20 protein-coding genes are annotated in these 23,124 nt (G+C 70.7%); 14 read left to right on the top strand and 6 right to left on the bottom strand.

Translation table 11 applies throughout. The annotated features are described in order from the left end of the window. Positions 1-165 precede the first annotated feature (165 nt). From CVO96_RS11395 to CVO96_RS11375, 5 genes are all read left to right on the top strand, one after another. Positions 166-1,209 carry an ABC transporter ATP-binding protein gene (locus CVO96_RS11395; protein WP_207795303.1) on the top strand — a complete coding sequence of 348 codons (1,044 nt, stop codon included), beginning with the start codon at positions 166-168 and terminating at the stop codon, positions 1,207-1,209. Beyond that, complete coding sequence (locus CVO96_RS11390) at positions 1,206-2,129, top strand: ABC transporter permease (protein WP_103312337.1); 924 nt, start codon at positions 1,206-1,208, stop codon at positions 2,127-2,129. Before CVO96_RS11395 ends, CVO96_RS11390 begins: the two co-directional genes overlap by 4 nt. 204 nt (positions 2,130-2,333) lie before the next feature. Then, the gene (locus CVO96_RS11385) at positions 2,334-3,143 is read left to right on the top strand and encodes an ABC transporter permease (RefSeq protein WP_103312336.1); all 810 of its coding nucleotides are present in this window, start codon (positions 2,334-2,336) and stop codon (positions 3,141-3,143) included. 199 nt (positions 3,144-3,342) lie between these two features. Next, complete coding sequence (locus CVO96_RS11380) at positions 3,343-4,785, top strand: gamma-aminobutyraldehyde dehydrogenase (RefSeq protein ID WP_103312335.1); 1,443 nt, start codon at positions 3,343-3,345, stop codon at positions 4,783-4,785. A gap of 109 nt (positions 4,786-4,894) precedes the next feature. Continuing rightward, positions 4,895-6,259 (top strand): transaminase, encoded by a 1,365-nt coding sequence (locus tag CVO96_RS11375; RefSeq protein ID WP_103312334.1) that lies wholly within the window; start codon positions 4,895-4,897, stop codon positions 6,257-6,259. A gap of 18 nt (positions 6,260-6,277) precedes the next feature. On the opposite strand, the gene uraH is transcribed toward CVO96_RS11375, so the two are convergent. From uraH to uraD, 3 genes are read right to left on the bottom strand one after another with little or no spacing between them, the layout of a single operon-like run. Next, positions 6,278-6,634, bottom strand: a complete 357-nt coding sequence (gene uraH, locus CVO96_RS11370) for a hydroxyisourate hydrolase (RefSeq protein WP_103312333.1) — start codon at positions 6,632-6,634, stop codon at positions 6,278-6,280. Then, complete coding sequence (pucL, locus tag CVO96_RS21445) at positions 6,631-7,500, bottom strand: factor-independent urate hydroxylase (RefSeq protein ID WP_103312332.1); 870 nt, start codon at positions 7,498-7,500, stop codon at positions 6,631-6,633. Before pucL ends, uraH begins: the two co-directional genes overlap by 4 nt. Beyond that, on the bottom strand, positions 7,493-8,029 hold the full coding sequence (gene uraD / locus CVO96_RS21440; RefSeq protein WP_243398307.1) for a 2-oxo-4-hydroxy-4-carboxy-5-ureidoimidazoline decarboxylase: 537 nt from the start codon (positions 8,027-8,029) through the stop codon (positions 7,493-7,495). The genes pucL and uraD overlap by 8 nt, the downstream gene beginning before the upstream one ends. Positions 8,030-8,169: 140 nt before the next feature. Here uraD and CVO96_RS21285 point away from each other — a divergent pair, with 140 nt between their 5' ends. Together CVO96_RS21285 and CVO96_RS11345 are read left to right on the top strand one after the other, a co-directional pair. Beyond that, on the top strand, positions 8,170-8,943 hold the full coding sequence (locus CVO96_RS21285) for a hypothetical protein (RefSeq protein ID WP_207795302.1): 774 nt from the start codon (positions 8,170-8,172) through the stop codon (positions 8,941-8,943). Positions 8,944-8,967: 24 nt separating this feature from the next. Continuing rightward, entirely contained in the window at positions 8,968-10,215 is a 1,248-nt protein-coding gene (locus CVO96_RS11345) for a glycerate kinase type-2 family protein (RefSeq protein WP_103312329.1), read from the top strand. Here CVO96_RS11345 and CVO96_RS11340 read toward each other — a convergent pair. Both CVO96_RS11340 and CVO96_RS11335 read right to left on the bottom strand, forming a co-directional pair. Beyond that, the gene (locus CVO96_RS11340) at positions 10,212-10,562 is read right to left on the bottom strand and encodes a type II toxin-antitoxin system PemK/MazF family toxin (RefSeq protein WP_103312328.1); all 351 of its coding nucleotides are present in this window, start codon (positions 10,560-10,562) and stop codon (positions 10,212-10,214) included. The two genes, CVO96_RS11345 and CVO96_RS11340, sit on opposite strands and share 4 nt — an antisense overlap. Next, entirely contained in the window at positions 10,559-10,804 is a 246-nt protein-coding gene (locus CVO96_RS11335; protein WP_103312327.1) for a ChpI protein, read from the bottom strand. Before CVO96_RS11335 ends, CVO96_RS11340 begins: the two co-directional genes overlap by 4 nt. 138 nt (positions 10,805-10,942) lie before the next feature. Between CVO96_RS11335 and aceB the strand changes: the two genes are divergently transcribed. From aceB to CVO96_RS11300, 7 genes are all read left to right on the top strand, one after another. Next, positions 10,943-12,508 (top strand): malate synthase A, encoded by a 1,566-nt coding sequence (aceB, locus tag CVO96_RS11330; protein ID WP_103312326.1) that lies wholly within the window; start codon positions 10,943-10,945, stop codon positions 12,506-12,508. A 1-nt stretch (position 12,509) separates the two neighbouring features. Continuing rightward, positions 12,510-13,313, top strand: coding sequence for an IclR family transcriptional regulator (locus CVO96_RS11325; protein WP_103312325.1), 804 nt, complete (start codon positions 12,510-12,512; stop codon positions 13,311-13,313). A 45-nt stretch (positions 13,314-13,358) separates the two neighbouring features. Then, positions 13,359-14,876, top strand: a complete 1,518-nt coding sequence (locus tag CVO96_RS21280; RefSeq protein ID WP_207795301.1) for an aldolase/citrate lyase family protein — start codon at positions 13,359-13,361, stop codon at positions 14,874-14,876. Then, positions 14,873-16,120, top strand: coding sequence for an allantoate amidohydrolase (locus CVO96_RS11315; RefSeq protein WP_103312324.1), 1,248 nt, complete (start codon positions 14,873-14,875; stop codon positions 16,118-16,120). Before CVO96_RS21280 ends, CVO96_RS11315 begins: the two co-directional genes overlap by 4 nt. Further along, positions 16,117-17,475 carry an allantoinase gene (locus tag CVO96_RS11310; RefSeq protein ID WP_103312323.1) on the top strand — a complete coding sequence of 453 codons (1,359 nt, stop codon included), beginning with the start codon at positions 16,117-16,119 and terminating at the stop codon, positions 17,473-17,475. The genes CVO96_RS11315 and CVO96_RS11310 overlap by 4 nt, the downstream gene beginning before the upstream one ends. 62 nt (positions 17,476-17,537) lie before the next feature. Beyond that, a complete protein-coding gene (allE, locus tag CVO96_RS11305) occupies positions 17,538-18,284 on the top strand; it encodes a (S)-ureidoglycine aminohydrolase (protein ID WP_103312322.1) in 747 nt (248 codons plus the stop codon). 27 nt (positions 18,285-18,311) lie between these two features. Beyond that, on the top strand, positions 18,312-20,036 hold the full coding sequence (locus tag CVO96_RS11300) for an NAD-dependent malic enzyme (protein WP_103312321.1): 1,725 nt from the start codon (positions 18,312-18,314) through the stop codon (positions 20,034-20,036). Between the two features lie 25 nt (positions 20,037-20,061). On the opposite strand, the gene CVO96_RS11295 is transcribed toward CVO96_RS11300, so the two are convergent. Beyond that, a complete protein-coding gene (locus CVO96_RS11295) occupies positions 20,062-22,962 on the bottom strand; it encodes a YhgE/Pip domain-containing protein (protein ID WP_103312320.1) in 2,901 nt (966 codons plus the stop codon). Between the last annotated feature and the right edge of the window lie 162 nt (positions 22,963-23,124).

The raw sequence follows: 23,124 nt of genomic DNA, 5'->3' as shown, positions 1-23,124 counted from the left end.
TGGTCTCCAGACGGTCTCCCCTGCCCCTGTTCCAGGAGACCCCCTCACACAGACAAGTGGCACCCAGTCAAGTGGCGGACAGCCAAGTGGTGAAACATCGACATGGACGTGCTGGACAAGAAAGGAACGATTCACGATGATCCGGCGCCCTCTCTGGCCCATACCATGACCCCAACCGTAAATCAGGCCAGGAATCAGCCAGATTCGGACACCCCCGCCGCCGAGCTGCGCGGCGTGAGCCTCAGCTACGGCGCGAACATGGTCGTGCGCGGGGTGCAGCTCTCGGTGCGGCCCGGCGAGTTCTATTCGCTGCTGGGGCCGTCGGGCAGCGGCAAGACCACCTGCCTGCGACTGATCGCGGGCTTCGAGACCCCAGGCAGCGGCACGGTGCATCTGTTCGGCCAGGACGCGACCCACCAGCCCGCCTACGACCGCCCGGTGAACACCGTGTTTCAGGACTACGCGCTGTTTCCGCACATGACGGTCGGGCAGAACGTGGCCTATCCGCTGACCGTGCGCGGTCGCCCGAAGGCCGAGCAGGAGCGCCGCGCCGGGGAACTGCTGGAACTCGTGCATCTGCCGGGCTTCGCCGGGCGGCGGGTCTCTCAGCTCTCGGGCGGGCAGCGGCAGCGGGTGGCGCTGGCCCGCGCGCTGGCCCACGCGCCGAAACTGCTGCTGCTGGACGAGCCTCTGGGGGCTCTCGATCTGAAGCTGCGCGAGGCCATGCAGAGCGAGCTGCGCGCCCTGCACCGCACGCTGGGGCTGACCTGCATCTACGTGACCCACGACCAGGGCGAGGCCCTGAGCCTCAGCGACCGCGTGGCCGTGTTCCGTGACGGCCGCGTGGTGCAGGAGGACACCCCGCAGAACCTCTACGACCACCCGCGCACGGCCTTTGTCGCGGACTTCGTGGGCGGCGCCAACGTGCTGCCGGCGGGCGTGCTGGGGACGGCGGGCGGGGCGGCCCAGTACGCCCTGCGCCCCGAACGGCTGCGCCTGACCTCGCCGGACGCGCCCGGCCCCCACCTGACCGGGCGGGTCATCGGCGCGGGCTACCAGGGCGCGTACACCAAGCTGGAAGCCGAACTGGACGGTGGCCAGAGTGTCGTGGCCCACCTGCCCGGCGGCCCGGCCGACCTGCGCCCCGGCGACCCGGTGACGCTGGCCTACGACCCCACCGACCTCAGGGCGCTGGAGCCGGAGGCGTGAGCGCTCCTCCCTCCGCGCTGGGGGCGGGCCGCCCTGTCCGCAGCGGACGCCGCACCCCGCGCTGGCCGCTGCTGCTGCTCATTCCGCCGCTGCTGTGGCTGGGCGTGCTGTATCTGGGCTCGCTGCTGGGCCTGCTGAGCTACAGCTTCCGGTCTGTGGACGACTTCACCGGACAGGTGCTGCCGGGCTCCACGCTGGCGTCCTTTCAGGCGCTGTTCGTGCCCTCCAACCTCGACATCATTCGGCGGACGCTGGTCATGAGCGTGGCGGTCACGGTCGCCTGCGCGCTGATCGCCTTTCCGGTCGCGCTGCTGATCGCCCGTTCGCGGGGGCCGCGCAAGGCCACGCTGCTGCTGCTGGTCACGCTGCCGCTGTGGGCCAGTTACCTCGTGCGCGTGTATGCGTGGCGGCTGATCCTGGCGCAGGAGGGCGTGATCCGCTACTTCGCCAACCGGCTCGGGCTGGGCGGCGCCCTGGACGCGCTGCTCGCCACACCCGGCATCGGCGGCACGAGTCTGGCGAACTCCTCGCTGGGGATGTTCCTGGTGTTCGTGTACGTGTGGCTGCCGTACATGATCCTGCCCCTGCAGGCCGCGCTGGAGCGGGTGCCCGCCAGTCTGCTCCAGGCGAGTGCCGACCTCGGGGCACGCCCAGCCCAGACCTTCCGCCGCGTGCTGCTGCCGCTGGCGCTGCCGGGGCTGGCAGCGGGCAGCATCTTCACCTTCAGCCTCACGCTGGGGGACTACATCATCCCGTCCGTGGTCGGGGCGCCGGGCTTCTTCATCGGGCAGATGGTGTACACGCAGCAGGGGGCGGCGAACAACCTCCCGCTGGCGGCGGCGTTCTCGGTGGTGCCCATCGTGATCGTGACGCTGTACCTGAGTCTGGCGCGGAGACTGGGGGCGTTCGATGCGCTGTAGGCAAAAGAAACCCCCCTGCTTCGCAGCTGTACCAGCTAGTCCGCTCCGCGAACAGCTCCCCTCAAAAGGGAGCCAAGAAGGACGTGCCACTCGGGCTTTTCCTTGCCTCCCTTGTAAGGGGAGGTGGCGCGGAGCGCCGGACTCGCAGAGCTGCGAAGCAGAGGGGTCGCACACGGCGCCACCGTCCACCCCAAGGCCCCGCCCATGACCTCCTCTTCCTCCTGGCCCCTGCGCCTCGCGGCCGGCGCCGGCCTGCTGTTCCTGCACTTCCCGCTGGCCCTGATCGCGCTGTACGCCTTCACCACCGAAGACCGCACCTACGCCTTCCCGCCGCCGGGCCTGACCACGAAATGGTTCGCGGTGGCCTTCGCCCGCCAGGACATGTGGGCCGCGCTGTGGCTGAGCGTGCGCGTGGCGCTGGGCGCGACCGCCATCGCGCTCGTGCTGGGCACGCTGCTGGCCTTCGCCATGACCCGCACGCGCTTCCGGGGGCAGGGAGCGATCACGCTGCTGACCGTGCTGCCCATCGCGCTGCCGGGGATCGTGACGGGATTGGCGCTGCTGGTGTCCCTGCGGCGGCTGGGCGTGTCGCCGGGCGTGGCGACCATCATCATCGGGCACGCGACGTTTTGCATCGTGACCATCTACAACAACGTCTCGGCGCGGCTGCGGCGGCTCTCGGCCTCGCAGCTGGAGGCCAGCGCCGACCTGGGTGCCCGCCCCGCGCAGACCTTCCGCTACGTATTGCTGCCGCATCTGGCGACCGCGCTGCTGGCGGGCGGCCTGCTCTCCTTCGCGCTCAGCTTCGACGAGGTGATCGTCACGACCTTCACCGCCGGCCCTCAGCAGACCCTCCCCATCTGGCTCTACGGCGAACTCTTCAAGCCCCGCCAGCGCCCGGTGACGAACGTCGTCGCCCTGATCGTCATGGCCGTGACCTTCGTGCCGATCCTGCTCGCCCAGCGCCTGACCCTGGGCACGGATGATCCGAGTGGAGCGGGGAAGGGGACGTGAGGGTCAAGGGAAACCCCTCAGTCCGCTGCGCGGCCAGCTCCCCTCGAGAGGGAGCCAAGAAGGGTCTGCCACTCGGGCTTTTCCTTGCCTCCCTTTTAAGGGGAGGTGCCCCGGAGGGGCGGACTCGCAGAGCTGCGAAGCAGAGGGGTCGCCTTCCGCGCTGCCTAATCCATCCCACCCTTTTCCCAGGAGGCTCCCCATGACCACATCCACCACCCTTCCCACCCAGCTCCTCATCGGCGGCGAACTCGTGAACGGCACGGGCGCGGCGCTGGACGTGCTCGACCCCGCCACCGGCCAGACGCTGACGCAGGTACCCCAGGCCAGTGACGAACAGGTCGACGCCGCCGTGGCCGCCGCCAGAGGGGCGTTCTCCGCCTGGGCCGCCACGCCGCCCAAAGACCGCGCGGCCGCCCTGCTGGCCCTGGCCGACGCCATCGACGCCGATCAGGAGACCTACGCCGCGCTGGAATCGGACAACGCGGGCAAGCCCTACGGCGCCGCGCTGGCCGACGAACTCCCGGCCATCTCGGACACCTTCCGCTACTTCGCCGGGGCCTGCCGCACCCTGACGGGCGCGCTGGCGGGCGAATACATGGCGGGCCACACCTCCTTCATCCGGCGCGATCCGGTGGGCGTGGTCGCCTCCATCGCGCCGTGGAACTACCCGCTGATGATGGCCGCCTGGAAGCTCGCGCCCGCGCTGGCGGCGGGCAATACCGTGGTGCTCAAGCCCTCGGAGATGACGCCGCTGACCACCCTGCACCTGGCGCGGAAGATGGCCGAGTTATTGCCGCCCGGCGTGGTGAACGTGGTGAGCGGGCTGGGCGGCACGGTGGGCTCGCGCCTGATCAACCACCCGGACGTGCGGATGGTCTCGGTCACGGGCTCGGTCGCCACCGGACAGCATGTGCTGGAGGCGGCCCGCACGGGCATCAAGCGCACCCACCTGGAACTGGGCGGCAAGGCCCCGGTGCTCGTGTTCGACGACGCCGATCTGGACGCCGTGGTCGAGGGCATCAAGGTCTTCGGCTACTACAACGCGGGCCAGGACTGCACCGCCGCCTGCCGGGTCTACGCCCAGAAGGGCATCTACGACCGGCTGGTGGCCGCCCTGGCCGACGCCGTGGGCTCCATTCAGGTCGGCAGCCAGCGCCAGGACGGCACGGAGATGGGGCCGCTGGTCAGCGCCGCGCAGCGTGACCGGGTGGCGGGCTTCGTGGATCGGGCGCGCGAGCTGAAGCATGTGGAGGTCGTCGCGGGCGGCTCGGCGGGCCAGGGCGGCGGCTTCTTCTATGCCCCCACCGTGATCGCCGGCGCCCGCCAGGACGACGAGATCGTGCGCCGCGAGGTCTTCGGGCCGGTGGTGAGCGTGACCCGCTTCGAGACCGAGGACGAGGCCGTGACCTGGGCCAACGACTCGGACTACGGCCTCGCCAGCTCGGTCTGGACGAACCACACGGGGCGGGCGATGCGGGTCAGCGCCCAGCTCCAGTACGGCGCGACCTGGGTCAACACCCACTTCATGCTGGTCTCCGAGATGCCGCACGGGGGCTTCAAGCAGAGCGGCTACGGCAAGGATCTGAGTTCGTACGCGCTGGAGGACTATTCGGTGGTGCGGCATGTGATGGTGAAGCACTGAGGGCTGTGAGCTGTGAAAGAGACATCTTGCTCATAGCCCAGAGCTCATAGCTCCTGACCCCTACCCCGCGACCCAGCCCCCATGGCCCGCACCCCAACAGGAGGCCCCCATGCCCACCCTCTCCCCCACCATCGACCGCGCCCGCCTGCACGCCCTGCATGAACGCGAGCGGCAAAGCTTCCGCGACCGGAACAGGGAGTCGGCCGCCCTGGCGCGCGAGGCTGGCGCCCACCTGCTCTCGGGCGTGCCGATGCCCTGGATGACACGCTGGCCCGGCGACCACCCGCTCTTTTTCACGGGGGCGCAGGGCGCGCACTTCCGCGACGCCGACGGGCACGACTTCATCGACTTCTGCCTGGGCGACACCGGGGCCATGACCGGCCACGGGCTGAGCGTGGTCGCGGACGCCCTCTCGGCGCAGGCCCGGCGGGGCATCACGACCATGCTGCCCTCGGGGGACGCCGCCTGGGTGGCGGCCGAACTGCATCGCCGCTTCGGCATGGCGAGGTGGCAGTTCGCCATGACCGCCACCGACGCCAACCGCTTCGTGCTGCGTCTGGCGCGGCAACTGACGGGCAGGCGCAAGGTGCTGGTCTTCGATTACAGCTACCACGGCACGGTGGACGAGAGTCTGGTGACCGTAGACGCTGCCGGGCACGTTATCCCGCGCCCCGGCAACCTGGGCTGGGCGGTGCCGCCGGCAGAGATCGCGCGCGTGGCGCAGTTCAACGACCTGGATTCAGTGGAGGCGCAGCTCCGGCAGGGGGACGTGGCGGCCGTGCTGACCGAGCCCGCTCTCACCAACATCGGCATCGTGCCGCCGGACGAGGGCTTCCTGGCGGGGCTGCGGGCGCTGTGCACCCGGTACGGCGCGTATCTGGTGATCGACGAGACCCACACCATCTGCCTGGGGCCGGGCGGCGCTACGCGCGAGTGGGGCCTGGAGCCGGACTTCTTCGTGATCGGCAAACCCATCGGCGGTGGGATGCCGGCCGCCGCCTATGCCATGACCCAGCCCATTGCCGACGCGCTGGACAGCTTCCTTCGCAGCGACGACGTGGACGTGAGCGGCCTGGGCGGCACGCTGACCGGCAACGCCCTGGCCCTGGCCGCCATGCGCGCCACCCTGGCAAACGCGCTGCGGGAGGAGGACTTCGCCCTGACCATTCCCCTGGCCGCGCGCTGGGCGCAGGGCGTGCAGGCCACCATCGACCGCCACGGCCTGGGCTGGAGCGTGCAGCAGCTCGGCAGCCGCGCCGAATACTGGTTCTGCCCGCCGCCGAGGAACGGGGCGCAGGCGGCGGCCGCCATCGACGCCGACCTGGACGCCTTCATGCACCTGTATGCGCTCAACCGGGGCATCCTGCTCACGCCCTTCCACAACATGGCGCTGCTCAGCCCCTTCCACACCGAGGCCGACGTGGATCGGCACAGCGAGGTCTTCGCGGCGGCAGTGGCGGAGGTGCTGGGATAGGGCTGCTGGCCTGAAGCTTCAGCTCCCCCGGTACGTCGAGTACGCCCAGGGCGTCATGACCAGCGGCACGTGGTAGTGCGCCGAGGCGTCGGCCACCGTGAAGCGCAGGGTCACCACGTCCAGAAAGGGGGGCGTGGGCGCGGCGGGGAAGTCGGAATAGTAGGCACCGACATGGAAGGTCAGCTCGTAGGTGCCCGCCTGCAGGGCGCCGCGCTCGATCAGCGGCGTGTCCGTGCGGCCGTCGGCGTTGGTCACGGCCTGGGCGAGGTGGTGGCGCAGTTCGCCGTCGATGCCGAAGAGTTCCACGCGGATGCCCGCCGCTGGCCGCCCCTGCGCCGTGTCCAGCACGTGCGTACTCAGGCCCGCGCCGGTCATGCGCGCTCGATCCAGGCTTCCATCAGCCCGTAGGGTTCGGGGTCGACGTGGAAGATCTCGTTGTCGTTCTCCAGGCCGAAGCGCTCCAGGTTGTATTTCAGGTGGTGGCGGTTGGGCAGCTGGAACCAGATGCGGGACATCTCCGGGCACGCGCCCAGCACGGCCTCGCCCAGCCGGTACAGGGTGTGCTGGAGGCTGGGCGAGTAGTGGTCGGTGAAGGTGCGCTGAACCTGGTCGTAGGCCCGCTGCCACACGTCGTCGTAGTCGCACGTTTCGGCGGCGTATTCCCACTTCGCGGTCACCACGGTCGCCATGATGCGGTCGGTCGACTCGGGCAGCGTGGTGAAGCGCTCATCCAGCAGGTAGCCCGCCCAGCCGCTCTCGGTGGTCTTAAGGACGGAGAGTTCCTCGATGCCGGACGTGACCTTGAAACTCTGCCCATCGGAGGTCTCGACCCGGACGGTGTGCTTGGGCATCTGACGCACGAAGCCGTGGTCGTGGCCCTGATCATCGGCGCCGGGCAGCCGTTCCCAGAGATGTTCGGTGAACTCCGCGAAGCCGCCCGTGACCTTCGGGCCGACCCGCACGAAATGGGCCAGCAGTTCCTGGCCGAACTCCTCGACGCTGCCCGCGAAGCCCTCTTTGGCCAGGCCGTAGATGGTGTTCCGCACGGTATCGGTGGCGAGCAGGCCGGTGTTGTCGCCGCCTTTGTGGGCGGCCCCGAAATCGCCGGTGAGGGCCACCCGCACGTTCACGTCGCGAATGCGGTGGCGCGGCGTGCCCCGGTACACCTTGAACAGCTGCACGTCGGCCTTGCCGTAGTTGTTCTCGCCCAGCTTCACCTTGACCTTCACGCTTTCAGTCATGTCCTTCCTCCTGAACCAGATCGAGCACCCGCAGGCGGGCGATCCGGCCGATTTCGTGCAGCGCCGCCCGGCGCTCCTGCTCCGGCGTGTTCGAGAGCCGGCGGCGGGCACCCTCGAAAATGCTTTCCTTGCTGTGCTCGCGCACGCAGACCACGTAGGGCAGGCCGAAGCGGTCGTGGTAGGCGGCGTTCAGGCGGTGGAATTCGGCGTACTCCTCGGGGCTCAGGCGATCCAGTCCGGCCGAGGCCTGTTCGCTGGCGCTCTCCCGGGTCAGGTCGCCGGCCAGCGCCGCCTTGCCCGCCAGGTCGGGGTGGGCGCGGATCAGCGCGAGCTGGGCGTCGGGCGTATCGGACGTGAAGGCGGCGGCGAAGGCAGCGGCCAGCGCCTCCACGCTGCGGTAGGGGCGTCCGGCCGCGACCTGGGCGGCGTACCGGGGCGAATGTTCGAGGACGCCCGCGAAGTGGGTCTCGAACGCAAGGGCCTCCAGGGCGTTGATCTCGGTCAGGGTCAGCAGGCGTCGGGCGGTCACAGGGCTACCTCAGGCCACATTCTGGGGCACAGCGGGCACCGGGGGCCGTGATCAGAACTGACCGGGGGGTGAGAAAACCCTGGCACCCGGCTGAAGAGAAGTGCCACCCCAGGGTCAGGCCCGGAGGTCAGGCTGACCGCATGGCTTCCCGACCGACCGTGACCCGGCTGACGCTGCCGCTCCTGACCGGCCTGACGGCGCTGCTGGCCGCGTGTGGCGGAGGGACGCCGCCTGCCCCCCAACCCCAGCCGACCCCCACTCCGGCACCCCAGCCGACTCCGACGCCCCCGCCCAACCCGACGCCTCCGCCGACGGCGGCCGAGGTCGCGGGCCGGATTCCCGGGCAGATCACGCCCTTCAAGGCTGGGGACGCTGCCAGCGTGAAACCGGACGAACTGCCCGTATCGGCCCCCGTGAATGCCACCGGCGTCTTCGACCTGGGCCTGCCCAGGGTGGCGACCATGACCTCCACGAACGCCAAGCTGCTGTTCAGCGTGCCCGACGTATTCGGGGCCTGTACCAACCCGCAGACCAGCGCGCCGCCGACGCTCAAGGTCTACCCCATCAACGACCTGAACACGGACAAGGGGCAGAGCCTGATCGCGGAACTCGACCCGGCCAGGGCGGCGCTGAATTACCGCGCGTGGTGGTTCGCCACCCAGGACGCCACCGTGAAGTTCAGGGGCGACTGCCTGGGCCTGGGCAAGATCGATACGACTTTCGCCCTCAAGCGCGGCTGGAACCTGCTCGTCACCGTGACCGATCCGGGCGTCTCGACCTCGTACACGGCCGGCTCGCAGCCCGGCAGCCCGGTGCCCTGGCGGCCCTCGAACACCATCAGCGCCGCGAGGCTGGACACGGCGCCGAACGTGCTTCACCCCTGGCGCAACCTCCCCGAATACCGCGACCGCTGAAGCGGGCCGGTTTACAGTGATCCGGTGGATGTTCGCCGCCTGCTGGAAGATACGTACCGCGCCGCGCTGGCGGCCGTGAGCCCGGAACACCTGCTCCGGCCGCACCTGCTCGGGTCGCGGCCGGACTTCGTCCTGGCCTTCGGGAAGGCGGCGGTGCCGATGGCGCGCTCGGCGCTGGAGGCGTATCCGGGCGTACCGGCGCTGGTGGTGCCCCCGGCAGGAACCTCCACCCTCGACCTGCCCGGCCACGTGGAGGTCGTCTCCGGCCGCCATCCCGTGCCGGACGAATCGAGCGTGCGGGCGGCGGAGACGGCACTGGCGCGGCTGTCCGCGCTGCACGCGGATCAGGAGGCGCTCCTGCTCGTCTCGGGGGGCGGCAGCGCCCTGCTGTGCGCCCCGGACGGCCTGACGCTGGAGCACAAGCAGGCGCTGACCGAGGGGCTGCTGCGCGCCGGGGCCGACATCCGCGAGATCAACACGGTTCGCAGGCACCTCTCGCGGATCAAAGGCGGACGGCTGGCAGCGGCAACGCGCGCCCGGGTGCGCGCCCTGCTGATCTCGGACGTGGTGGGCGACCATCCGGCGACCATCGCCAGCGGCCCCACCGTGCCGGATCAGACCACCTTCGCGGACGCGCTGGCGGTGCTGGACAGCTACGGCCTGGACGCCCCGGAGGCCCGCGCCCATCTCCTGCGGGGCGTGGCGGGCGAGGTGCCGGATACGCCAAAGACCCTCCCGAACGTCACGAATACGGTGATCGGTGGGGGCCGCCTGCTGCTGGAGGCGGCGCAGGCGTCGCTGGAAGTCCGGGGCGTGCGGACGCTGATCCTGGGCGACGCCTTCGCGGGCGAGGTGAGCCGGCTGGCCCGCTTCCACGCCGCCACAGTTCGCAGCGTGCTGGAGCGCGGAACGCCCGCCGCGCCCCCGGTCGTGCTGCTCTCGGGCGGCGAGGCAACAGTTACCGTGCGCGGCGACGGCGTGGGCGGCCGCAATCAGGAGTTCGCGCTGGGGCTGCTGCGTGAGCTGGGAAGCCTGGGGGTCTTTGCCCTCTCGGCCGGCTCGGACGGCCTCGACGGCAGCAGCGACGCGGCGGGCGCGTTCCTGACCCCGGACAGCCGGGGGCGGGCTGAAGCGGCAGGGCTGAACTTGGACGACTTTCTGGCCCGCAACGACTCGGGCACCTTCTTCGCCGCGCTGGGCGACGCGTTCGTCACCGGGCCGACCGGGCACAACCTGAACGACCTGCGGATGATCGCGGTGGGCCTGGACTAGATCAGGGCCAGCACGAGTTTCAATCCTCTGTCCAGCAGTTCCAGGCTGACCTCGTCTATGGCGCCGCGCCTGGAGACCAGCCGGGCCTTATCGACCACCAGCAGCTGGGACACGTTCAGCACGCTGTCGGAAGCCAGGCCATTGCCGCTATCGGCGATCAGCAGGACGTTGCCGGGCGCGCGTTCCAGACGCAGGTTGCTGGTCAGGACGGCGATGAGCACCGTCCGGATGGCACTCTCGTTGAAGCGGTCGCTGGAGATGATCACCACCGGCCCATGCCCATACGGCTCGGAGTTTTCGCGCGCGACCAGGGGATAACGGATGTCCCAGACCTCGCCACGCCTCATGGAGGGTCAGACTGGGATGTCCGCACAGCCTCCAAGCCCAGTTCCCGAAGTTCCGGGCTCAGTGTGCTGTCTTCCCCAGCATAGAGGTCGTTCAGTTGATCCGTGACGTCGGCGGCTTCATGCCGATCCAGATAGTCGCGGAGCGCGGCGGCATACAGTTCGCTGCGCGAAAGCCGGCGCAGGCGGGCCAGCCGCTCGGCGCGCTGGTACAGGCTGTCTGCAAGCGAAATCGCCGTTTTCACGGCAGGAGTATAACTTTCTCCCTACCACCCTGTCACCCGGTCACGAACAATTGTCAGCTCTGACTTCATGTCATAGATTGAAAAACAAGTTCATCTGATGAAAAACAACCCGCCGCCTCTCGTTTCCCAGGAGTGCCCATGACGATCCTCTCCACGCCCGACGGCCTGACCATCTCCGGCCCCCTGCAGCCCGGCTACGACGAGATCCTGACTCCAGAGGCGCTGGCCTTCGTGGCCGAGCTGCACCGCCGCTTCGACCCGCGCCGCCGCGAGCTGCTGGCGGCCCGCGAGGCGCGGCAGGCGCGGCTGGACGCCGGGGAGAAACCCGACTTCCTGCCGGAGACCCGCGCCATCCGCGAGGGCGACTGGATGATCAATCCGCTGCCAGCCGACCTGCAGGATCGCCGGGTGGAGATCACCGGGCCGGTCGACCGCAAGATGATCATCAACGCGCTGAACTCCGGCGCCCGCGTGTTCATGGCCGATTTCGAGGACGCCAACAGCCCCTCGTGGGCCAACTGCGTGGGGGGCCAGATCAATCTGCGCGACGCCGTGCGGGGCACCATCAGCCTGGAAACGAACGGCAAGAGCTACCGGCTGAACGACCGGGTGGCCGTGCTGCTGGTCAGGCCGCGCGGCTGGCACCTGCCGGAAAAACACGTCACGGTGGACGGCGAGGTGCTGAGCGGCGCCTTCTTCGACTTCGGGCTGTATGTGTGGCACAACGCCAAGGAGTTGCTTGCGCGCGGCTCCGGGCCGTACTTCTACCTCCCCAAGATGGAGTCGCATCTGGAAGCGCGGCTCTGGAACGAGGTGTTTGGCCTCGCGGAGGAGCGCCTGGGGCTGGGGCGCGGCACCATCAAGGGCACGGTGCTGATCGAGACCATCCTGGCCGCCTTCGAGATGGACGAGATCCTCTACGAGCTGCGCGAGCACTCGGCGGGGCTGAACTGCGGGCGCTGGGACTACATCTTTTCGTACATCAAGAAGTTCCGCGAAGACCCGCACGCCACCCTGCCCGACCGGGCGAAGGTCACGATGGCCGTGCCGATGATGCAGAACTACTCCCGGCTGGCGATCCAGACCTGCCACCGGCGCGGCGCCCCGGCCATCGGCGGCATGAGCGCCTTCATTCCGGTCAAGAACGATCCGCAGGCCAACGAGCGCGCCTTCGCCCAGGTGCGCGCCGACAAGGAGCGCGAGGCCCAGAACGGCCACGACGGCACCTGGGTCGCGCACCCCGGCATGGTGGCGCTGGCGACTGAGGTCTTCGACGCGCTGATGCCGACGCCAAACCAGATCGGCTCCGGCAAGCAGATGGATCTGACCATCACGGCCGCCGACCTGCTGACGCCCCCGGACGGCGCGGTGAGCGAGGCGGGCGTGCGGACGAACATCAGCGTGGGTGTCCAGTACCTCGCGGCGTGGCTGCGCGGCTCGGGCGCGGTGCCGATCCACAACCTGATGGAAGATGCCGCCACCGCCGAGATCTCCCGCGCGCAGCTGTGGCAGTGGCGGCGCCACGGCGTGACCCTGGAGGACGGCCGCCCCCTCAGCCCCGAACTCTTCGACGCCCTGTACGACGACGAGGTGCGGCAGCTGGGGCCGGACTTCGCTGAAGCTGCCGCCCTCTTCCGGCGCACCGCCACCGAGAGCCCGCTGATGGACTTCCTGACCCTGCCGGGCTACGCGCAGCTCGCCTGAGATGACCGCTGGCGCCAGGGGCAAAGCCGGCCGCGCCCGCTCCGGCGAGGCGGCCAGCGTCCGCACGCTGGAACGCGGCCTGAGCGTGCTGGCGGCCCTGGCCGAGGCGCGCGAGGCGCCGCTGGGCGTGCTGGCCCGGCGGGTGGGCCTGCCCGCCAGCACCACCTACCGGCTGCTGGAAACCCTGCGCCAGCAGGACTTCGCCGAGTGGGACGAGGCCAGCGGTCTGTTCCGGGTGGGCCGCCGGGCGGCGCAGGTGGGCTCGGCCTACAGCGCCCAGGGCGCCCTGCTGGGAGCCGCGCGGGAACCCATGCACGCGCTGGTGGACGAGCTGAACGAGTCCGCGAACCTGGCCGCGCTGCGCGGCTCCCAGGCGGTCTACATCGCGCAGGTCGAGGGCCGCCAGCTCGTGCGGATGTTCACGCAACTGGGCGCTTCGGCGCCGCTGCACTGCTCTGGCGTGGGCAAGGTGCTGATGGCCTGGCAGGACGAGGCCACCGTGCGCGGGGCGCTGGGCGAGGGGCCGTACCCGGCCTTCACGCCGCACTCGATCACCCAGCCGGCCGCCTACCGGGCCGAACTCGCCCGCGTGCGGCAGCAGGGCTACGCGCACGACGACCAGGAACGGGAACTGGGCGTGCGCTGCGTGGCCGCGCCCATCCGGGACGCCCTGGGCACCGTGGTCGCGGCCCTGAGCGTGTCCGCGCCGACCTCGCGCCTGACCCGGACGGACATTCCCCGCGTCCTGGCGCATGTCCAACGGGCGGCGGGAGAAATCTCGGCGCGGCTGGGCTGGACGGAGTGACCATCCGGGCTCCATGATCGGCAGACCTCACGGGAGGAGCCGCCCATGCCCAGTCCACTCCATCTGACCCCCGCCGCCCACGCGCTGGCCGAACACCTGCACGAGGGGTTGCGGTCGCGCTGGATGGCGCTGCATGATCCGCCCCCACCGGGTGAAGCCAGCTCTACCATCCATCAGTTTCAGGCGGCGCCCATTCCCGACGACCTGCGGGGTCGCCGCGTGGAACTGATCGTTGAGGCGTCCGATCTCGCCATGCTCCGCCGCGCCCTGAACTCGGACGCCGACGCCGTGGTGATCGACTTCGACGACACCTTTTCCCCCACCCGGGCGAACGTGCAGGCGGCCTACGACGCGCTGGCGTGGGCCACGGGCAGCGACAAGCCCCTGCTGGTGCGCCCCCGCGCGCTGTACGCGGTGGAGCCTGGCCTGAACTTCGGCGGCCCAGGCATCGCCTCCCTGTGCGACCTGAGTGCCGTCCTGGCCGCGCGCCCGGGGCGGCCGCCGCATGTCTACATCCCCAAGCTGGAAACCGTCATGGAAGCCCGGTTCTGGCACGACGCGCTGGCACTGGCCGAGGCGCACCTGGGCCTGGAGCCCGACACCGTGCGCGTGTGCCTGCAGATCGAGACGTATTGGGGCCTGTTGCGGGCCGACGAGCTTCTCCATGCTCTTCACACCCGCGCCTACGGCCTGAACGCGGGCCGCTGGGATTACGTGTTCAGCCTCGTCAAGCACCTAGGGGCCACGCGCACTACGCCCATACCGCCCCGCTCGGCACTCACGATGGACGTGCCCGCCATGCGCGCCTACGCCGAACAGCTGGTGCAGGTCTGCCGTCAGCACGGCGCCGAGGCCATTGGGGGCACAGCCTCGCTGGCGCCCGATCCGGCGAATCCCGAACCGGCGCTGGACGCGGTGCGGGCGGACAAGGAGCGCGAGGCCGCGCAGGGCTTCACGGCGGCCTGGGCGGGGCTGCCGGAACTGGTGGAGGCGGTGCGGGGGGGGCTTGCGCTACTTATAACCCCTCAGTCCGCTGCGCGGCCAGCTCCCCTCAAGGGGAGCCAAGAGTCTCTCACCTTGCCTCCCCTTGAGGGGAGGTGGCCCGGAGGGCCGGAGGGGTTAAACGGGCCTGGCAGACCCACAACTCTGGACGAGCTGCACCGGGTAGCACAAACCCGTCTTCACACCCTCACCGACCTCCCCACCCCGACCCTCCTCCCCCTCTCCGAAGTCCGGGATGCCACCGGCCTCGCGCTGGACGTGTTCGCGGCGTGGCTGGAGGGGCGCGGCGTGGTGGTGCGCGGCGGGCGGGTCGAGGACACCGCCACGGCCGAACTCGCGCGGGCGCTCCTCTGGCAGTGGGTACGGGTCGGGGCGCCGCTGGACGATGGCACAGTGCTAAGCGCCGAGCGCTACCTCCACGAACGCCGATCCCTGATGCCGGATGATGAAGGCGCCGCGCGGCTGCTGGATGATCTGGTGCTGGCCCGCGAGTGCCCGGCATATTTTCCCCGTGAGGCGCAGCATCTGTTTCCCGAACTCTTCCCAGGAGTGTCCCCTTGACCGCGAACCCAAGTATCGACCTGAGCGAACTCCATGCCCGCGTGCTGGCCGCCTGCCGCGAACTGGCCGCGCTGACCGAGGTCCCCGGCGAGACGACGCGCCCGTACCTGTGCCCCACCACGCGGGGCGTCCACGCCTTCCTGCGGGCCTGGGCGGATCGCCTGGGCCTGAGCACCCGTATCGACGCGGTGGGGAACCTGCGCTCGCGACGTGAAGGGCCGACTCCCGACTCGCCCACCCTCTACCTGGGCTCGCACATCGACACCGTGCCCAACGCGGGCGCCTACGACGGCATCCTGGGCGTGCTGCTGGCCTACGCGCTGGCCGAGGCCGTGCGCGATCAGGCGCTCCCCTACGCCCTGGAGGTGCTGGCCTTCTCCGAGGAGGAGGGCGTGCGCTACGGCGTGCCCTTCATCGGCTCACGGGCGCTGACCGGCACGGCGGGGCCGCTGCTGGAGTTGCGGGATAAGGACGGATTGACTGTCTCAGACGCCATCCGCGCCTATGGCCTGAACCCGGACGAGCTGCCGGACGCGGAGATCCGGAGCGAGTCGCTGGGCTACCTGGAGTTCCACATCGAGCAGGGGCCGGTGCTGCAGGCGGCGGGGGCGGGCGTGGGCGTGGTGACGGCCATCGCGGGCCAGAACCGCGTGCTGCTGGACTTCACGGGGCAGGCCGCGCACGCCGGCACCACCCCCATGACCCACCGCCGGGACGCGCTGGCGGCGGCGGCCCGGTTCGTGGTGGCGGCCGAGGAGCGGGCGCGGGCCACCCCGGGGCTGGTAGCGACCGTGGGGGTCATGCAGGCGCGGCCGGGGGCCATCAACATCGTGCCCGGCGAGGTGCACTGCACGCTGGACATCCGCCACGAGCGCGACGAGGTGCGCCGGGACGCCCTGCCCCTGCTGCTGGCCGACGCCGAACGTTTCGCCGCCGAACGGGGAGTCACGGTGAGTATCACGCCGAAGATGGAAGAGGCCGCCACGCCGATGGACGCGCGTTTCCAGGGTCTGCTGCGGCAGGCGGCGACCGACCTCGGCCTGGACGCGCCCGACGTGCTCAGCGGCGCGGGGCACGACGCCATGATCATGAGCACCCGGATGCCCGCCGCGATGCTCTTTCTCCGCTCGCCCAACGCCCTGAGCCACCACCCGGACGAGATGGTGAACCCGGAGGACGTCGAGGCCGCCCTGCGCGTGGGCCTGCGTTTTCTGGAGCGGCTGGCTCAGGAGGCCCGCGCATGAGCTTCGACCTGATCGTGCGCGGCGGCCAGGTCGTGACCCCCCAGGGCGTGCGGCGCCTGGACATCGGAATAACGGGCGGGCAGATCGCGGCGCTGGGCGAGGAACTGGGCGGCGCCCGGCAGGAGCTGGACGCCGGCGGCCGGCACGTTTTCCCCGGTGTGGTGGACGCCCACGTTCACCTGAATGAACCGGGCCGCACCGACTGGGAGGGCTTCGAGACCGGCACGCGGGCCCTGGCGGCCGGCGGGGCGACCAGTTTCGTGGACATGCCGCTGAACTCCTCGCCCCCCGTGCTGACCCGCGCCCGCTTCGAGGAGAAGGCCCGGCTGGGCGAGGAGAAGTCGCGGCTGGACTTCGGCCTGTGGGGTGGCCTGACCCCGCTGAATCTGGGCGAACTGGACGACCTCGCGGCCGCGGGGGTGTGCGGCTTCAAGGCCTTCATGTCGCATTCCGGCCTGGACGAGTTCCCGGCCGCCGACGACCTGACGCTCTACGAGGGGATGAGGGCCGCCGCCCGCCTGGGGCTGGTCGTCGCCACTCACGCCGAGAGCGACGACTTCACCCGCCGCCTGACCGAGGCGGCGCGGGCCCAGGGGAAAGCGGGGGTGCGGGATTATCTGGAGACCCGCCCGGTCGTCACCGAACTGGAGGCCGTGGGGCGGGCCCTGCTGTTCGCCCGGGACACCGGCGCGGCGCTGCATCTGGTGCATCTCAGCTCGGGCGCGGCGGTGGCGCTGGCCTTCGAGGCGAAAGCGAAGGGCGTGGACGTGTCCATCGAGACCTGCCCCCACTACCTGCACTTCACCGACGAGGACGTGGAGCGTGTGGGCGCGGCGCTGAAATGTGCCCCGCCCCTGCGCCCGAAAGCCGTGCAGGACGACCTCTGGCGCGAACTGTTGGCCGGGCACGTGGACATCGTCGGCTCCGACCACTCGCCCGCCCCGCCGGACATGAAGACAAGTTCGGACTTTTTTGCCCTGTGGGGCGGCATCAGCGGCGCGCAGAGCACCCTGAACGTGCTGCTGGACGGCGGGCACCACCGCCGTGGCCTGCCCCTGGAGCTGGTCGCCGCCCTGAGCGCCCTGAACCCGGCCCAGCGCTTCCGCCTGCCCGGCAAGGGCCGCCTGGAGGTCGGCGCCGACGCCGACTTCGCCCTCGTCGACCTGAACGAAGAGTGGACGCTCACCGACCTCCACGACCGCTGGGAACAGAACCCCTACCGGGGGCAGACCTTCCGGGGGCGCGTCCGGTCGACGTATTCGCGGGGTCGAACGGTCTACGAGCATGGCGTCGTCGTCGATGCGATTCGGGGAAAGTTGCTCAGGCCATCGCCTCGCCCGGCGTCCATGCCCTGAGCCATCTGCTATCTGCCATCCGCCATCTGCCCTCTGCCATCAGCCCCCCCAAGGAGCCCCACTTGAAACACCTCGGAGTCACCCGCAGCGCCCTGCAACCCTCGCACGCGGTCATCACGCCGGACACCTTCGTCCGCACGGCACTGGCCGGATGGCCGGGCAGCGCGGTCGTCCTGCACATCGCGCCGGTCATGGGGCTGGGGGCGCGTTTCGTGCAGTTCACAGCGGAGATGCCTTCCGGCGCTGTGGCGCACGCTTCCCAGCACGGCTACCAGCGCTTCGCCTTCGTGCTGGAGGGGGAAGTCGAGGTGGCGGTGGACGGCGAAACGCGCACGCTGCGCGAGTACGAGTACGTCTTCCTGCCGGCCGGCGCCCCACACACGCTCACGGCCACCTCCACCGCCCGCGTCTCCGTGTTCGAGAAAGCCTACGAGGCCGCGCCGGGCGTGGAGGCCCCCGGCGTCGTCTGGGGCAACGAGCGCACCGCCCCCGACACCCCCTTCGAGGGCGACGACCACCTCATCGCGCGCAAGCTGCTGCCCGACACCCCGGAGTTCGACTTCATGGTCAGCACCATGAGTTTCGCGCCGGGCGCCACGCTGCCCTACGCGGAAATCCACCTCATGGAACACGGCCTGCTGATGCTGGAGGGCGAGGGCCTGTACAAGCTGCAGGACGCCTATTACCCGGTGGCGCGCGGGGACGTGATCTGGATGGGCGCGTATTGCCCGCAGTGGTACGCCGCGCTGGGCAAGGGGTGGAGCAAGTACCTGCTGTACAAGGACATGAACCGGCATCCGCTGGGCTGAAGAGGGCCGGGCGTGTCAAGATCGGACATGTCCAGACGCGACCTGCCGCTGACCGACCACTACGACGTGAAGCGCGGCGAGGACGGGCACCGCTACATCGTGCCGCTGATCCGGGGCTTCAACCTGACCCGCATTCCGCTGCTGAACAAGGGCACGGCCTTCACCGCCGAGGAGCGCGAGGTGCTGGGCCTCGACGGACTGCTGGCCCCGCAGGTGGACTCGCTGGAGGTACTCGTCGAGCGGCTGTACACCGAGTACTCGCGGCTGGACGAGCCGATGCGCAGACACACCTTCCTGCGCAACCTGCAGGATCGCAACGAGGTGCAGTTCTACGCGCTGCTTTCAGAGCACATCGAGGAGATGCTGCCCATCGTCTACACGCCCACCGTGGGCGAGGCGGTCAAGCGCTTCTCGCAGATCTACCGCTACGCGCGCGGCCTGACCCTCAGCACGCAGACCATCTCGCGGGCGCGCCAGGCACTGGCGAACGTGCCGCTCAACGACGTGCGGATCATCGTGGCGACCGATTCCAGCGCCATCCTGGGCATCGGGGATCAGGGCTTCGGCGGCATGGCGATCTCCATCGGCAAGCTGTCGCTGTACACGGTGGCGGGCGGGGTCGGCCCCGACAAGACATTGCCCGTCGAGCTGGACGTGGGCACCGGCCGCGCCGACCTGCGGGACGACCCGCATTACCTGGGCGTCAAGCACGAGCGCCTGAGCGGCGAGGAGTACCTGAAGTTCATGGATACCTTCGTGGAGGCCACCCTGGGGAGATACCCCAAGGCGATCATCCAGTGGGAGGACTTCTCCAAGGACGCGGCGTTTACCATCCTGCACCGCTACCGGCGGGTCGTGCCGAGCTTCAACGACGACATCCAGGGCACCGGCGCGGTGGTGCTGGCGGGCGTGCTGAACGCCTGCCGCATCAAGGGCGAACGGCTGGCCGATCAGGTCATCGTGATCCACGGGGCGGGCGCGGGCGGCGCGGGGGTGGCCGCCGCCATGCGCGAGGGCCTGCGCCGGGAGGGCGTGCCGGACGATGAACTCCCGCGCCGCGTCTTCGTGCTCGACTCGCGCGGCCTGCTCACCGATGACCGGGAGATGGAGGACTACAAGCGCCCCCTGGCGACACCCAGAGCCCTGACCACCGGCTGGGCCGGCCCCGACCTCCTGAACGTGATCCAGGGGGCGAAGGCGACCGTGCTGCTGGGCTTATCGGGCGTGCCCGGCACCTTCGACGAGGCGGTGGTGCGCGCCGCGCTGGCGAACACGGAGCGCCCGCTGGTCTTCCCGCTCAGCAACCCGACCGCGCACACCGAGGCGCTGCCGGACGACCTGCTGCGCTGGTCCGGGGGCGCGGCGCTGGTCGCCACCGGCAGCCCCTTTGCCGATGTGGAGTACGGCGGGCAGACCCACGCCATCGGGCAGGGCAACAACGCCTTCATCTTTCCGGGACTGGGCTTCGGCGCCATCCTGGCCCGCGTGCGCGAGGTCACCGACGACATGGTCACGGCAGCGGCCTACGCGCTGGCGGCCTACACCGAGCGGCACCACCCGGGGCGCATCTATCCGCCGGTCTCGGAACTCTCGGCAGCGAGCATCGAGGTCGCGGTGGCGGTCATCTGGCAGGCCCTGCAAGGCGGCGTGGCGACCGAGTTCGAGATCCGCCGCATGGGGGATCAGGAACTGCGCGCCTTCGTGGAGCGCAAGTTCTGGGTGCCCAAGCACCTGCCCTTCCGGCTGGAGTAGACCAGCGGGAGAGAGGCCAGGACGCTCAGCTCCGAACTGCGTCTCTGGGCGCGTCCTGCGGCGAGTCGTGGTGAAGTTCCTGCGACACGATGGGCGCGGAGATCAGCGGCTTGAAGTCCTCGTCATCCACGAATTCCCAGCGGCGGCCCAGCAGCCCCAGCCCCACGCTCAGCGCGGCGATAGCCAGCAGGCTCAGCATGAAACCGGGGTAGCCGCCCTGGAACGCGCCGCTCAGGGCGTGGCGCAGGGCGTTCACACTCTGCGTGACCGGCAGCCAGTTGTGGATAGTCTGGAAGAAGGGCGGCGCCAGCTCGACCGGGTAGCTGCCGCCCGAGGCCGCGAGCTGCAGCACCAGCAGGATCAGGGCCAGCAGGCGGCCGGCGGCGCCGAGGCAGAAAATCAGGGCCAGCACCAGCGCCAGGAAGGTCAGGCTGGACGCGATGGCGGTGGCCAGCACCTGGGCCGGGTGCAGGAAGTCCACGCCCAGCGCCTGCACACCCCACACCACCAGCAGCGCCTGCAGCACGACCAGCAGGGCGGGGGTGGCCGCCTTGCGGGCCATGCGCGCGAGCTGCGAGGTGCGCCGGCCCGTGCGGGGCAGCTGCGAATACGGAAAGATGAAGGTGGTCAGGGTCACGCCCACCCACAGGCTCAGGGCCATGAAATACGGGGCGAAGGCCGCGCCGTTGTTCTTCACGGCGGCGAAGACCTGCGTCTCTGGACGCACGCTCACGCTCAGGCCGGCGGGGTCGCCGCTGATCTGCCCCACGCTCTGCGGCACCTTCGCCTGGAGGGTTCGCAGGCCGCCCAGCAGCGCCCCGGCGCCCTGGTTCACGTCGGCGGTGGCGCGCCGCAGCCTGTCCGAGCCGTCGGCCAGGGTGCCCAGGCCGCGCCGTAGCTCCCCGGTCTTCTGCGCCAGGGTGTTCGCGCCGGACTTCAGCGCTCCCAGGTCGGCCGGGGCCGGCAGCTGCCGGGTGATCTGCCCCAGCGCCTCCTTGATCTTCACGTTGCCGTCCACCAGCGTGTTCACGCCGCTCTGCAGGGTCTTCGCGCCGCTCTGCAGGCTGCGGGCGCCACTGGCCGCCTCGGCCGCGCGGCGGGCCAGCGTGGCGCCGCCGGTCTGGAGCTGCCCGGTACCTCGGGTCAGGGCCGCCGCGCCGGCGCTCAGCTGCTGGGCGGCGCGCGAGGTCGCCGCCGCTCCCGCCTGGGCGTCTCTCACCCTGGCGGCCAGTGTGGAAGCCCCGTCGGCCACCTGCGCGGTGCCCGCCGCCAGCTTCCTCGTCCCCGTGCCCAGACTCCGGGCACCCTGCACGGCGGCCTCCGATCCCTCCTGGGCCGCCGTGAGCCCCCCGGCGAGGGCCTGGGCGCCGCTGTCCAGCCGGGCCGCGCCGCCCGCCAGCCCCGCCGCCCCGGTCTGCAGCTGGCGGGCGGCCACACTCGCCTGCCGTGCGCCGGCCGCGAACTTCGGCAGCCCCACGTTCAGGTTGCTGGTGCCCCCCTGCAGCTGCAGTGCGCCGCCCTCCAGCTTCGCCACGTCCTCGCGCACCTGGGCTGGCACCAGCACCTGGCTTTTCAGGGAGCTGTTCAGCTGCCCGCTCAGCAGGGCGAAGTTCGCCGCGCTGGCGTTGGCGCGCTGGGCGCCCTGCCTCGCCGCCTCCAGGCCGCCCTGGAGCTGTGAGAGCTGGCCGGCCAGGGCGCCGCTGCCCTCCGCGAGCCGCTGCGCCCCGGCGCTCGCCGCCTTCGCGCCGTCCGAGAGCCCCGCCGCGCCGTCCGCGAGCTGCCCGAGGCTGCTCTGCAGGGTCGGCAGCCGGGACGCCAGCTGCTCACCGCCCGCCGCCAGGTCGGCCGCGCCGCTGCTGGCGCTCCGGGCACCGCCGGCCAGGGCCGTGCCCGCCGCCGACAGCCGGGCCAGCCCGGACTGCAGCTGCGGCGCCTGGGCGGCCAGCTGCGCGGTGCCCTGGGCCAGCCGCTGGGCGCCGGTGGTCGCGCTCTGGGCGCCCTGAGACAGCTCATTCGCACCGGCCGAGAGTTTCCCCAGGCCGTCCGCCAGGGTGCCGGCGCCCCCCGAGAGCTGCGCCGCGCCGGCCTGCAGGGGCGCGAGCTGCCCGCGGCCCGGGGCGGCCGCCTCCAGTTGCCGCAGGCCGCCCGAGAGCCGGCCCGTCCCGTCGGTGAGCTGCGCCACGGAGCCCGACAGGCGACCCGCGCCGCCCTCCAGCTCCGCCCCACCGTCGGCGGCCCGACGGACTCCGTCGGCCAGGGTGCCGGCGCCGTACTGCAGCTGCCGGGTGCCGCCCCGGAGCTGCGCCGCGCCGTCGGCCAGCTGCCCGGTCGCCCGGCGGATGTCCGCGAAGCCCTGGTCGACCTGTTTCAGGGAGCGCTGCACGATCTCCCAGCGGGTCTCGCCCAGCGTGCGGTTCAGCTCGTCGCTGAGGGTCGTGGCGAAGGTGGCGGCCACGCGGCTGGCGAAATAGTTGCTGCCCTCGGCGACATAGAAGTTCAGGGTGCCGTGATCCCGGCTCTCCCCCGCCAGCGACTGCTTGCTGAAGGTGGCGGGGATGGTCAGGGCGAAATAGGCCTTCCCGCGCCGCACGGCGTCCTGCGCGGCCTGCTGGCTGGGGTAGCTCAGGTAGTGGAACTTCGGCTCCCTGGTCAGGTCACGGATCACCTCGGCACCCAGCTCATAACGCTGCTGCGCGCCGTCCGGCCCGCGGGCGGTGGCGCCCTGATCGAGGTTCACCAGCGCGACCGGCAGGGCCTCCAGGCGGCCGTAGGGGTCGAGCGAACTGCTGAGGTAGATGGTGGCGTACAGCAGCGGCACCGCCGAGATGGCGGCGGCCGAGAGCCACATCATCGGATGACGCCAGAGGCTGCGTTCGGCGGGGCTCAGCAGGCGGTAGTCGGCTTGGAGGGATCTGAGGGATGGCATGTCGATCTCCTGGGACGAGGCTCCTGGGCCGGAACTCCTGGACTCGGACTCCTGGGCCAGAACCCCTGGGCTGGGGCTCCTGAAACGGGGCGAGGTCGGCGACCCGTCGAGTATGCGCCCATCTTGACAGTGTTATTGACAGATCGTCAAGTGACAGATCGT

It is taken from the genome of Deinococcus koreensis, from assembly GCF_002901445.1.
GTDB lineage: Bacteria > Deinococcota > Deinococci > Deinococcales > Deinococcaceae > Deinococcus > Deinococcus koreensis.
The sequence above is the reverse complement of the archived record's forward strand: the minus strand, read 5'-3'. Positions and strand labels throughout refer to the sequence as shown.